At 62.0% G+C, this 12011-nt stretch carries 14 protein-coding genes; 6 read left to right on the plus strand and 8 right to left on the minus strand.

From position 1 onward, the window contains the following. The first annotated feature begins 17 nt into the window (after positions 1 to 17). The 5 genes from A9K65_RS18115 to A9K65_RS18135 all read left to right on the plus strand — a co-directional run bounded on the left by A9K65_RS18115 (position 18) and on the right by A9K65_RS18135 (position 4054). Positions 18 to 866: a DUF1194 domain-containing protein gene (locus A9K65_RS18115; protein ID WP_064993728.1), complete on the plus strand. Its 849-nt coding sequence runs from the start codon at positions 18 to 20 to the stop codon at positions 864 to 866. A gap of 78 nt (positions 867 to 944) precedes the next feature. Next, positions 945 to 1289: a peptidase inhibitor family I36 protein gene (locus tag A9K65_RS18120; protein ID WP_024501320.1), complete on the plus strand. Its 345-nt coding sequence runs from the start codon at positions 945 to 947 to the stop codon at positions 1287 to 1289. Positions 1290 to 1443: 154 nt separating this feature from the next. Continuing rightward, positions 1444 to 2394, plus strand: coding sequence for an ABC transporter substrate-binding protein (locus A9K65_RS18125; protein WP_024501319.1), 951 nt, complete (start codon positions 1444 to 1446; stop codon positions 2392 to 2394). A 107-nt stretch (positions 2395 to 2501) separates the two neighbouring features. Beyond that, entirely contained in the window at positions 2502 to 3275 is a 774-nt protein-coding gene (locus tag A9K65_RS18130) for an ABC transporter permease (RefSeq protein WP_013531157.1), read from the plus strand. Then, entirely contained in the window at positions 3272 to 4054 is a 783-nt protein-coding gene (locus A9K65_RS18135) for an ABC transporter ATP-binding protein (RefSeq protein WP_013531158.1), read from the plus strand. Before A9K65_RS18130 ends, A9K65_RS18135 begins: the two co-directional genes overlap by 4 nt. Here A9K65_RS18135 and A9K65_RS35215 read toward each other — a convergent pair whose 3' ends face one another. The 4 genes from A9K65_RS35215 to A9K65_RS18155 all read right to left on the minus strand — a co-directional run bounded on the left by A9K65_RS35215 (position 4055) and on the right by A9K65_RS18155 (position 6191). Then, a complete protein-coding gene (locus A9K65_RS35215; RefSeq protein WP_245321833.1) occupies positions 4055 to 4234 on the minus strand; it encodes a DUF1778 domain-containing protein in 180 nt (59 codons plus the stop codon). 13 nt (positions 4235 to 4247) lie between these two features. Further along, complete coding sequence (locus tag A9K65_RS18140) at positions 4248 to 5186, minus strand: GlxA family transcriptional regulator (protein ID WP_348625597.1); 939 nt, start codon at positions 5184 to 5186, stop codon at positions 4248 to 4250. A 345-nt stretch (positions 5187 to 5531) separates the two neighbouring features. Continuing rightward, positions 5532 to 5666 carry a hypothetical protein gene (locus A9K65_RS36510; protein ID WP_013531161.1) on the minus strand — a complete coding sequence of 45 codons (135 nt, stop codon included), beginning with the start codon at positions 5664 to 5666 and terminating at the stop codon, positions 5532 to 5534. A 339-nt stretch (positions 5667 to 6005) separates the two neighbouring features. Further along, positions 6006 to 6191 (minus strand): hypothetical protein, encoded by a 186-nt coding sequence (locus tag A9K65_RS18155; RefSeq protein WP_064993727.1) that lies wholly within the window; start codon positions 6189 to 6191, stop codon positions 6006 to 6008. A gap of 220 nt (positions 6192 to 6411) precedes the next feature. Here A9K65_RS18155 and A9K65_RS18160 point away from each other — a divergent pair, with 220 nt between their 5' ends. After that, positions 6412 to 7311, plus strand: coding sequence for a LysR substrate-binding domain-containing protein (locus tag A9K65_RS18160; RefSeq protein ID WP_013531163.1), 900 nt, complete (start codon positions 6412 to 6414; stop codon positions 7309 to 7311). Between the two features lie 26 nt (positions 7312 to 7337). Here A9K65_RS18160 and A9K65_RS18165 read toward each other — a convergent pair whose 3' ends face one another. The 4 genes from A9K65_RS18165 to A9K65_RS18180 all read right to left on the minus strand — a co-directional run bounded on the left by A9K65_RS18165 (position 7338) and on the right by A9K65_RS18180 (position 11968). Then, a complete protein-coding gene (locus A9K65_RS18165) occupies positions 7338 to 8285 on the minus strand; it encodes an alpha/beta hydrolase (RefSeq protein WP_064993726.1) in 948 nt (315 codons plus the stop codon). Between the two features lie 232 nt (positions 8286 to 8517). Next, positions 8518 to 8703 (minus strand): hypothetical protein, encoded by a 186-nt coding sequence (locus A9K65_RS18170; protein ID WP_013531165.1) that lies wholly within the window; start codon positions 8701 to 8703, stop codon positions 8518 to 8520. Positions 8704 to 8889: 186 nt separating this feature from the next. Beyond that, on the minus strand, positions 8890 to 11043 hold the full coding sequence (locus A9K65_RS18175; RefSeq protein ID WP_064994035.1) for an ASKHA domain-containing protein: 2154 nt from the start codon (positions 11041 to 11043) through the stop codon (positions 8890 to 8892). After that, positions 10994 to 11968 (minus strand): methyltetrahydrofolate cobalamin methyltransferase, encoded by a 975-nt coding sequence (locus tag A9K65_RS18180; protein ID WP_013531167.1) that lies wholly within the window; start codon positions 11966 to 11968, stop codon positions 10994 to 10996. Before A9K65_RS18180 ends, A9K65_RS18175 begins: the two co-directional genes overlap by 50 nt. Between the last annotated feature and the right edge of the window lie 43 nt (positions 11969 to 12011).

A 12011-nucleotide genomic window follows, 5' to 3' on the forward strand; every position in this document is an offset into this window, starting at 1 on the left:
TCGCTTACCTTCGCGGCATGTCTGCTTTTGCCTGCGCAAGACATTTCCTTTCAGGCTGCGCCGCGTTCGCACTGACGCTCTGGTTGACGCCCGCGGCCCAAGCTGACGAGCCCGTCGATGTCGAGCTGGTGCTGGCCGTCGATGTCTCGCTGTCGATGTCTCCGGACGAACTCGAGATCCAGCGTCACGGCTACGCCGCGGCACTGACGCACGACAATGTGCTGCAGGCCATTGCCGATGGCGCTTATGGCAAGATCGCCGTCACCTATGTCGAATGGGCCGGCACCAACTGGCAGCGCGTCATCGTGCCGTGGACGGTGATCGCCAGCCGCACCGACGCCGAGCGGGTGGTTGCGCAACTATCCGCTCAGCCGCCCAACAGCGCGCGGCGCACCTCGATCTCCGGAGCGCTGGAGTTCGGCAATGACCTGTTCGCCGAAAGCGGCTACCAGGGCACGAAGCGGGTCATCGACATTTCGGGCGATGGCCCCAACAATCAAGGCGCGCCGGTCAACCTGACCCGCGACGATCTGATCAAGCAAGGCATCGTCATCAACGGCCTGCCGCTGATGACGCGAGGCGGTTTTTCCGGCGCCTACGACGTCAGCAATCTCGATCGCTACTACAGCGACTGCGTCATCGGCGGACCCGGAGCCTTCATGATTCCGGTCAATGACTGGACGCAGTTTCCCGAAGCCATCCGTCGCAAGCTGGTGCTGGAACTCGCCGGCCCGACCTCGCCGCAATGGGCGGCAGAAGAAGCCACGCATCCGCCGGTGGTATTGGCGCAGGACAAGCCCGCCACCGACTGCCTGGTCGGCGAGAAAATGTGGCGCAACCGCAGCTGGATGTTTGACAGCCGCTAGGCGACCGAAGCATTGGCAAATTGGCCGGACCGCGCTATCCAGTCGGAGGGGCCGCGGCAAAAACCGAGGAAACATCAGATGAAACGTCTAGCCATCCTGACTGCTGTCGCGTCCGTGCTTTTTGCCGACGCCGCCAGCGCCCAATACAATGATGAGCCCGCCTGCATGATGTTCGAGCACGCGAATTTTCGCGGTCGGTCCATCGGTATGGGCCCCGACGATTCCGTGAACTTTCGCGGCGGCCAGTTCTGGAACGACCGTGTGTCGTCGGTGATTGTGCGCCGGGGTTGCACACTCATTGCCTATGAGGACTCCCGGATGGGTGGCCGCTCGATCGAGATCCGGCGCCGGATCCGCGATTTCGGCGGCAGCGACTGGAATGACCGTATATCGTCGGCGGAGTGCACCTGCGACGATTATTGAGGCCATTTTGGATTAGCCACGATGGATTTCTGGCGGTGGTAGCCATTGGCCGACAGCAGAGCCGGGCCTGCCGGTTGCCTCACCAAGCTGTTCATTGACAAGCCGATTGGCGTCTGTGAGACAATTCCCCAGCAAAAACAAAAGGGGAACCGACATGAACAGGATCGCCGTTCTTACCGCAACTCTGACACTTGCCGCCGGCCTGTCCGCACCGGCGATGGCTGCCACCTCGGTCACTATCGGCATCAGCGGCTGGACAGGCTTCGCGCCGCTGACGCTTGCGAAGCAGGCGGGCATCTTCGAGAAACACGGACTCGACGTGACCCTGAAAAAGGTGCCGCAAGCGAGCCGGCCGCTCGCCATCGCCAGCGGCGACCTGCAATGCGCGGCCACCACGGTGGAGACCTGGCTGGTGTGGAACGCCAGCGGCGTCACCACCAAGCAGATCTTCCAGCTCGACAAATCCTACGGCGCCGACGGCATCGTCGCCCGCAACAACATCAAGACCGTCGCCGATCTCAAGGGCAAGAACGTCGCGTCATCGGCGCCGGGCACGTCGCCCTATTTCATGCTCGCCTGGGTGCTGAACAAGAACGGCATGTCGACGAAGGACGTCACCGTCGTCAATCTGGAGCCTGATGCGGCGGCGCAAGCTTTCCTCGCCGGGCAGAACGACGCCGCCGTCACCTACGAGCCGTTCATCTCGGCGGTGCGCGACAAGTCGGACCAGGGCCATATCCTGGCGACGACGCTCGACTACCCGATGGTGCTCGACACGGTGGGCTGCACACCCGAATTCCTGAAAACCAATCCGGATGCCGCCAAGGCGCTGGCCGACAGCTATTTTGATGCACTCGACCTGATCAAGAGCGATCCGCAGAAATCCTACGAGACCATGGGTGCCGACGTGAAACAGTCGGCCAAGGAATTCGAGGATTCGGCGAAATACCTGAAATGGGCCGACCGGGCGGAGAACAAACAGTTCTTCACCAAGGAATTCCAGGACTTTTCCAAGACCGCTGGCGAACTGCTGCTGCAGATGGGACTGATCAAGGAAGCGCCCGACGTCACCACGTTGGCTGACACCAGCGCGGTTTCGAACTGATCGTTCGGCCTTTGACCATCAAGCGGCGGCGCCTGGCGCTGCCGCCTTCTCTTGGACAAAGCGCGATTTGAGCATGGGGACCATTTGAAAATGGCGACGATTTGACGATGCGCCCCTTGCATCCAGTCTCGCCGGGCATCCGAACCGTGCTCGGCATTTCCTTCTTCGTGCTTTTCGTGGCCTTCTGGGCTTGGATCACGCTAGGCGGCCACGTCAACCGCATCTTCCTCGCCGATCCGCTGTCGATGCTGCGGGATGGCTGGCGGCTTTTGGTCGAAGACCGTTTCTGGCTCGACGTTCTGATCACCATCTGGCGCGTCTTCGGCGGCTTCCTGCTTGCCTCGGTCGTCGCGGTGCCGCTTGGCATCGCGATGGGCGCCTGGAAGCCGGTGGAGGCGTTTCTGGAGCCTTTTGTCTCCTTCGCCCGCTACTTGCCTGCGTCGGCATTCATCCCACTGCTCATCTTGTGGGCCGGCATCGGCGAGCTGGAAAAACTGCTGGTCATCTTCGTCGGCTCGGTGTTCCAGATCGTCCTCATCATCGCGGTCAAAGTTGGCGGCACACGACGCGATCTGGTCGAGGCCGCCTACACGCTGGGTTCCACCAACAGCGGCATCGTCAACCGGGTGATCATGCCGGCCAATGCGCCGGAGATCGCCGAGACGCTGCGGCTGGTGCTCGGCTGGGCCTGGACCTATGTCATCGTCGCGGAACTGATCGGCTCGTCATCCGGCATCGGCTACATGATCATCAACAGTCAGTCGCGGCTGGCGACGGGTCAGATCATCTTCGGCATCATCGTCATCGGACTGATCGGGCTGTTGTCCGACTTCGCCTTCAAGGCCTTCAACCGCTGGCTCTTTCCGTGGAGCCTGGCGTGAACAAGCTTCTCATCGAGGGCGTTTCGCGCACCTTTGCCGGCGTGCGCGGCGGTCAGCCGGTCAAGGCGCTGATGCCGATCGACCTGGCGGTCGCCGCCAACGACTTCATCACTATTCTGGGGCCGTCCGGCTGCGGGAAGTCGACACTGCTCAGGATTGTCGCGGGCCTGGAAGCATCGAGCGAGGGCCGTGTGCTGCTCGACGGCAAGGCGGTGACCCGGCCGGGGCCGGATCGCGGCATGGTCTTTCAGTCCTACACGCTGTTTCCCTGGCTGACTGTGGCGCAGAACATCGCTTTCGGCTTGCGCGAACGCGGAATGCCCGAAAAGGAGCGGGACGGGGTCGTCGCTTCCTACGTCAATCTCGTCGGCCTGAAAGGGTTCGAGAACCATTGGCCGAAGCAGCTCTCCGGCGGCATGCAGCAGCGCACGGCGATCGCCCGGGCGCTGGCTAACGATCCGGAGATCCTGTTGCTGGATGAGCCGTTCGGCGCGCTCGACAACCAGACGCGCGGTCTGATGCAGGAACTGCTGCTCGGCATCTGGGAACGGCGCCAAAAGACGGTGCTGTTCGTCACCCATGACATCGAGGAGGCGATCTTCATGGCCTCGCGCGTCATCGTGATGACGGCGCGGCCCGGCCGCATCAAGTCGGATGTCGCCATCGACCTGCCGCATCCGCGCCATTACACGCTGAAGACCAGCCCGGAATTCTCGGCGCTGAAAGCGCGGCTGACCGAGGATATTCGGGTCGAGGCGATGCGCACGGCGCAGGCGTAGTCAGACCGACACAGCCTGATCATCTGGAAAGATACTTGGCTCGCTCAACAGACGCTTGAGGCGAGGAAGATCACTTTTCGGGGCGTCCAGAGCCGCCTTGAGCGCTAGCCATTTTTCGACATCGAGAGGAAAGATGCGCCGGTCGGCCAGTCTTTCGGGTCGAGTCGTTCTCGTACTCACGTGACACCTCTGCTCAGGCGGCCAGCAGCTGCTTGCGGTCGACGCGCTCCTGCTGCGGCGAGCGGGCGTAGAGTTCGCGGTAGCATTTGGAGAAATGCGAGGCCGAGACGAAGCCGCAGGCGACCGCCACCTCGACCACTGGCATCGAGGACTGGATCAGCAGGTGCCGAGCGCGGTCGAGCCGGATTTCGAGATAATAGCGGGCGGGGGAGCGGCCCATCTCGGTGCGGAACAGCCGCTCGATCTGGCGGCGCGACAGGTCGACATGATCGGCGATCTCGATCAGTGACAGCGGCTCCGACAGATTGCCTTCCATCAACTCGATGATGGTCAGCACTTTCGAGTTCTGGACGCCGAGGCGGGCGCGTAGCGGCAGGCGCTGGCGGTCGGTGGGGCTGCGCACGCGGTCGGTCAGCACCTGCTCGCAGACGCGGTTGACGAGGTTCTCGTCAAAGTCGTCGCCGATCAGCTTCAGCATCATGTCGAGTGCGGCAGTGCCACCGGCGCAGGTGTAGATGTTCTGGTCGATCTCGAAGAGGTCGGCAAAGACATTGGCCTTCGGGAACGCCTCGGAGAAGCCCGGCAGGTTCTCCCAGTGGATGGCACAGCGCTTGTTGGACAACAGGCCGGCGGCGGCGAGGATATGCGCGCCGGTGCACAGGCCGCCAACGGCGACGCCGCGATTGTATTCCTCGCGTAGCCAGGCGAAGGCGGACTTGTTTTGGTAGCGCTCGACATTGATGCCGCTGCAGACGATGGCCATGTTCGGCCGATCTGGGCCTGCCATCTTCTTGCGTTCATCCTCGAGCGACGTGTTGACCGCGCATTCGACTCCGTTCGAGGCGCGCACCGGCTTGCCGTCGATGCTGGCGAGGCGCCAGCGATAGGCCTCGTAGCCGAGCATGCGATTGGCCGAGCGCAGTGGGTCGAGCGCGGTCGCAAAGGCGATCATGGTGAAATCGGGAATAAGGAAGAATACAAACGACCGCTTGATCGGATGCTTTACGGCGTTCAAGGGAACCTCACACAGCCATGGCGCGAACAGGATGTCGCGAATAGCATAGCGACATCAGGAAAAACCATGTCTGTCAATCGGCTACGCCGCTACGACAAGATTAAATTTGCGACATGGGTCGCAAATGGGCAATCGGCGTGCAGCGGGGCCCGGAAGTGGCACGAACTGTTCAAGGGACAGGCAGCGTACAGCCTGTGCGCAGAACAAAAACGCCGCTCTGGCTGGAGCCAGGCGGCGTTGCAGTTTTAAAGCAGCGGCAGGGATGCGCTGCCTGGAAAATCTTCAGGCGACGAAGCCGAGGCGCGCCGCATTCATGGCGCCAGTCTGGCCGGGCATGGTGTTGGCGAGACGCTGACGCTCGAGAGCGGTGGTCAGGTTCATTTCGCGGCGGGCAAAGAGGCGGGCAAAAAGCTTCATAATCATCTCCAATCGGTTGCTCAGACGGGTCGCCTTCGCTTGATGGAGTGGGGCAGCTCGTTTGCTGGCGCTGATATAGGCTTGTGTAAGCAGAAACTAAATCGCAAAAGCGAACCGCTTGATATGAAATGCGACATCGATTGCGACAGATTTTGGCAAGGTGCCCAAAATTTACGATCATTTACAAGGCATTAAGTGAAAACAGGAGCTGCTATGCGGCTTTCTCATATGCGTCATGCGTTGGCGACATGGCTCCAAAACTCATTTGAATACAAATAAAATAGAGGAGGCCTGCCGGGCGGTTCGCGCGGCAGGCCTTCAGCACATAGTACACACGATCTACTTTGCTCCAGCCCAGGATCCGATGCCATTGCGAGTACCGGTCTTGGTGTCGGAAGCCTCAGGCCAGCCGATATCCTTCTGCAGTTCGATCGGCAAGGAACGGATGGCGCGCTCGGTCTGGTAGCGGGCGCGTGCCGCGGTGAATTCGGTCGCGATGCGACCAAGAGACGACAGGATAGACATTTCTTTCTCCTTTGGTGGCTGGCGGGTGCCAGACAGCGCGTTGGTTACGTCGGGCTTGTTTCAACTTCATTTCGTGTCGAATGCAGGTCTGTGTCGGGTCGTTTCATGGCTGCTTGTGGCAGCTGCCTCATTCGATGGAGTTGACTATCCTCCCAATCTGATGTTCAATCAAACGAAATGGAATGATGTTTTGTATCAGAAAAATTGAAGGTCGGTTGCCATGAACGCCCCGCTCAATCATCCGCTGCCACTGCTCGATCTCGACGTTTTGCGCACTTTCGTGGCGATTGCCGAGACCGGTAGCTTCACCACCGCCGCCAATGCCGTCTTTCGCACGCCGTCGGCCGTCTCCATGCAGATCAAGAAGCTGGAGGACATTCTCGGCCGCTCCGTGTTCGCGCGCGACGCCCGCTCGGTGTCGCTGACCACGGACGGCGAGATGCTGCTCGGCTATGCCCGCCGGCTGCTGTCGATCAACCGCGAGGTGGTGTCGAAGTTCATCATTCCCGAGATTGTCGGTGTCGTGCGGCTTGGTTCGCCGGACGATTACGGCGAGCGCGTGCTGCCGCATGTGCTGAAGCGTTTCGCGCAGTCGCATCCGTCGATCGCCGTCGACGTCACCATCGACCAGAGTAGCAATCTGCGCCGGCGCATGGACGACCGGGCGCTCGACATCACGCTGCTGACCAATTCCTACAAGACCAGCGCGCTCGGCGCCGAGGTGCTGCTGACCGAGCCGATTGTCTGGGCCGGCGCCAAGGGTGGCTGCGCGCATTTGCGCGAGCCCTTGCCGGTGTCGCTTTGGGAAGAGGGCTGCGCCTGGCGCGCCGGAGCGCTCGATGCGCTTGGCCGCGAGGGCCGCAACTACCGCATCGCCTATATGAGCGCGCACACGGCCGGCCAGCGCGCCGCGATCATGTCCGATCTCGCCGTGGCGCCGCTGCCGAAGTCGTTTCTCGGCAACGACATGGTCGAACTCTGCCCGAAGGACGGCATGCCCGACATCGGCACCTACAATCTGGCGATGGTGGTGGCGCCGGACGCCAGCGCGCCGGTCAAGGCCGTCGCCGACCACATCCGCGCGACCTTCGAAGTGTTCCGGGAAACCGGCAAGTTCTGACCGGCTGGTAAGGACGATATATAGAGCTACTCCGCCGCTTCGGCGGGGCGCTGTTCAGGCCTTAGTCTCGTGTCTTGCACGATCCGGCTCTCCCCGAGAAATTCGACGATGCGCTCGCGGGCGCGCCGGGCCTCCGGCATGTCGATCAGCGGCCAGACGTGGAACATGCCTTCCTCGTAGACAAGATCGATTTCAACGCCGGCGGCGCGGGCTTTTTCCGCGAAGATCAGATTGTCGGGCGTCAAAAGATCGCGCGAGCCTGTCAAAAGCAGTGTTCTTGGCAGCACTGACAGGTCTCCATAGACCGGGCTGATATGCCAGTCGCTGGGATCGATGCCGGCACTGTACAGACGAATCGCCTCTCGTCCGCCAGCTATGCCCAGCCAAGGGTCGTTGCGTTCCGCCTCGAACACTGCGGGATTGGTGAGCGACACGTCGAGACCCGGCGAAATGAGCACATGTCGTGACGGCAGGGACAGTCCTTCTTCGGCGGCCATCATGGTCAGCACCACAGCCATGTTGCCGCCGGCCGAATCGCCCATGAAGACGATGTCCTCGGCCTCCGTCTCGGCGAGCATCTGCCGGTAAACATCGCCAACCATTCCGAACATGGCGTGGAAATCATGTTCGGGGGCGATTGGATAGATCGGCACCGTGATTGCGTAGCCCAACCGATCCGCCATGTCGGCAATCAGGTGCCAATGATAGGGCGTGATTTCAAAGACATAGGCGCCGCCGTGCAAGTAGAGAATCCGCTTCTGTTCGCCGGACTTGGGTGGGATTTCGTATACGGGGAAGCCATCGACCGTATGCATCTCGATGTCGAGACGCTGGTGCAGCGAGGCGGGCGGCCGGTGGTTCTCGGTCTTGCGCGCGGCCGCGATCCAGCGCTGCAGATTTTCCGGACTGGCAAATGCCTGCTTACGGCTGTGCCGCAAGACAAAAGACACGACATGGCTTTTCAAACTTGGCATGCGAATACACGAACTTCGGCCAAAGCCGACTAAGAGAACCCCCTAAATCGAAAGATTGTGCCGTGGCTGAAAATGTCAAGATTTGCGCCCGCGTCTACACGGCGGTTTGATCCGCGCCGCAGTGGTCAGCGACGCGGTAAAAGTGCGGCTCGCAGCCGGTTGCTGGTGGTCGCCGGAGACATGCGAGGTCCCCGGCGCATGCCGAGCAATTTGCATTTGTCGGCGAAGGTCATCAGCGCGCGGCGCTCCAGATAGCGCTGCTGAGGGATGCCCTTTCACTGGATCGCGGCGACACCGGCCAGCCGATGTCCTTCTGGATCTCAGGTGGCAGGCTGTTCAGCAGGCGCCGCGCCTTGCTGCGGTCATGGGCTTGTCTGATGGCGGTGCCATAGCGGCTCAGGCTTTCGAGCATTGACATCGTTGTCTCCCCTGGAGCGTTGCAGCGGCTGAAAGATATTTCCTGCCTGCCGTTCGATGCCGGTTGAATGCGCCTGCCATGTATCTGGCGAATTTCACGAAAACAGCGTTTTGGTTTCCGGATCAGACGATCCGGAAACATTTGCATGCAAATGAGTTTCGAAAGGTGTTGGCGGGGGCGGGCCGCTTATTCCCGTCCACGCCTCCGCCCCTCGTGGCCTTCGCGCGAACGCCGGCGCGGAGCGGCGTCGCCGGCAACGCCATCCTCGCTGACCGTCTTGCGCGGCGGCAGTTTCACCGCTGCCGACAGTTTCGGGAACGGATCGACCTTGTTGGGCAGCGCCATGGCGTAGACGAAATGCTCCTGGAATTTCGGTTCCAGCGCCGTCTCGATCTTCTCGATCTTGCTGACCGTGTCCTCGATCTCGCGGCGGTAGCCGCGATTGAGCAGCGCCATGCGCGCGCCGGCACCGGCGGCGTTGCCGACCGCCGAGACCTTGTCGAGGTCGCAATCCGGGATCAGGCCCAGCACCATGGCGTATTTCGGATCGATGAAGGAGCCGAAGGCGCCGGCGAAATGGATGCGGTCGACATGCTCGGTGTTCTGCTTTTCCATCAACAGCTTGGTGCCGGCATAAAGCGCTGCCTTGGCAAGCTGGATGGCGCGCACATCGGTCTGGGTGATGGTGATCTTCGGCCCATCTTCCATCAATGCGGCGGAGCCGTCCTTCAGCACATAGGAGAAGGTGCGGCCGTTGGCCGTAACGCGCGGCGAGCGCGCCGAAAGCCCGCCGTCGATGACGCCGTCCTCGGAAATGATGCCGGCGAGATACATCTCCGCCACCACTTCGATGATGCCGGAGCCGCAGATGCCGGTGACGCCGGTCGCCTGGACGCTTTCCAGGAAGCCCGGCTCGTCGGACCACAGTTCAGAGCCGATGACGCGGTATTTCGGTTCAAGCGTATCGGGGTCGATGCGTACGCGCTCGATGGCGCCGGGCGCTGCTCGCTGGCCGCCGGAGATTTCGGCGCCCTCGAAGGCAGGGCCGGTGGGCGAGGAGGCAGCAACCACCCGCTGGCGATTGCCGAGCACGATCTCGGCATTGGTGCCGACATCGACAATCAGCATCATCTCGTCCTGGCGATGCGGGCCTTCCGACAGCGTGACGGCCGCCGCGTCCGCTCCGACATGGCCGGCGATGCAAGGCAGCATGTAGAGCCTGGCGCCCTGGTTAAGCTTCAGGCCGATGTCGGATGCCTTGATATGCACCGCACCTGAGACAGCCAGCGCAAAGGGCGCGCCGCCAAGCTCGGTCGGATCGATGCCGAGGAACAGATGGTGCATGATCGGATTGCCGACGAAGACGCTGTCCAGGATGTCGTTGCGCTGGACATTGCCTTCGGCGCAGACCTTGTCGACGAGACCCGAGATCGCCTCGCGCACGGCGACCGTCATGCCCTCGCGGCCGTCCGGGTTCATCATCACATAGGAGACGCGGCTCATCAGATCCTCGCCGAAGCGGATCTGCGGGTTCGAGGTGCCCGACGAGGCGGCGACGCGGCCCGACAGCAGCGACACCAGATGCATGGCGATGGTGGTCGAGCCGATATCGCAGGCCAGCCCATAGGCTTCGTTCTTGAGGCCGGGCCAAAGTGCTACGACGCGCGCTGTCTCAGAGTCGGCATCCTTGTAGATGGCGGCGGTCGCGGTCCAGTTGCCCTTGCGCAGGATGCCTTGCACCTGCGGCAGCAGATAAAAATCGAAATCGAGGCTTTTCAAACCCCAATCGTGCATCAGCGCGATCTTCAGCCGGTCGAGATCACCAAGCGGCTTGTGCATGTCGGGTTCTTCGATCTCGACATAGCACATGCGGATCGCCGCATCGCGGGCGATGACCCTGGTGTCGGCATCCTTGCGGATGGTCTGCGCGTTGATGACCGTATCCTGCGGCACGTCGATGACGAGGTCGCCGAGGATTTGTGCCGAGCAGGAGAGGCGACGCCGTTCGGGTAGGCCGCGGACGCGCTCATAGCGCTCTTCCTTGGCGCCCTTGGGCGTGATGTGGTCGTTGGAGGAGGTGATCTTGTGCTTGGCGAAATTGCCTTCCTGCACTTCGATCTGGCAACGCCCGCAAGTGGCGCGTCCGCCGCACACACTTTCGACATAGACGCCGAGCTGGCGCGCGGCATCGAGCACCGGGGTGCCGACAGGAAACCGCCCGCGCTTGCCCGACGGCATGAACAGCACGAGCGGGTCGGTGATGTTTGCAGGTGAATTCACGATTGCGCGCTTATCCTCGGCCCATCCGGGCTTCACGGCCGCCACGGCGGCGACCGCCATTGCCGGCGCCGTCGCCCGGCGCATTGACTTGCGTCGGGGCGGCAACGGCCTGGCCGCCTTCGGCCGGCTTATAATCCTTGTAGGTGCGGATCCAGTTGGTGCAGTTCTCGTCGGTGCCGTTCAGCACATTGGCGCCGCGCACGGCTTCCATTTCCTGCGGGCGCACCGGGTTCATGATGGCCGAGGTCATGCCGGCGCCGATCACCATCGGGATGAAGGCGGCGTTGATGCCGTGGCGATGCGGCAGGCCGAAAGAGATGTTGGACAGGCCGCAGGTGGTGTTGACCTTGAGCTCTTCGCGCAGGCGGCGCAGCAGCGCGAAGACCTGGCGGCCGGCATCGCCCAGCGCGCCGATCGGCATGACCAGCGGGTCGACGACGACGTCATGCGCCGGAATGCCGAAATCGGCGCAGCGCTCGACGATCTTCTTGGCGACGGCGAAACGCACGTCCGGGTCCATCGAAATGCCGGTTTCGTCGTTGGAGATGGCGACGACCGGCACGTTGTACTTCTTGACCAGCGGCAGGATGGCTTCGAGCTTTTCTTCCTCGCCGGTGACGGAGTTGACGAGCGGGCGGCCCTTGGCAACCTTGAGTGCGGCTTCGATCGCGGCGGTGACGGAACTGTCGATCGACAGCGGCAGGTCGACCAGCCCTTGCACGATCTCCAGCGTCTGCACCAAAAGGCCGGGTTCGGTCTCGTTCGGATTGACCGAGGTGACGCCGGCATTGACGTCGAGCATGGTGGCGCCACAGGCTGCCTGCTCCAATGCGTCCCTGATGACGGTCTCGAAATTGCCCGCGATCATCTCGGCGGCCAGCTTCTTGCGGCCGGTCGGGTTGATGCGTTCGCCGATCACGCAGAACGGCTGGTCGAAGCCGATGATGATTTCTCGTGTCGCCGAAGCGACGATGGTACGGGTCATAAATTCTCTCCGCCGTGATATAAAGATTTCTTTATATCGTTGT

The organism is Mesorhizobium sp. WSM1497 (genome assembly GCF_001672455.2).
In the GTDB taxonomy this organism is placed as follows: domain Bacteria; phylum Pseudomonadota; class Alphaproteobacteria; order Rhizobiales; family Rhizobiaceae; genus Mesorhizobium; species Mesorhizobium ciceri.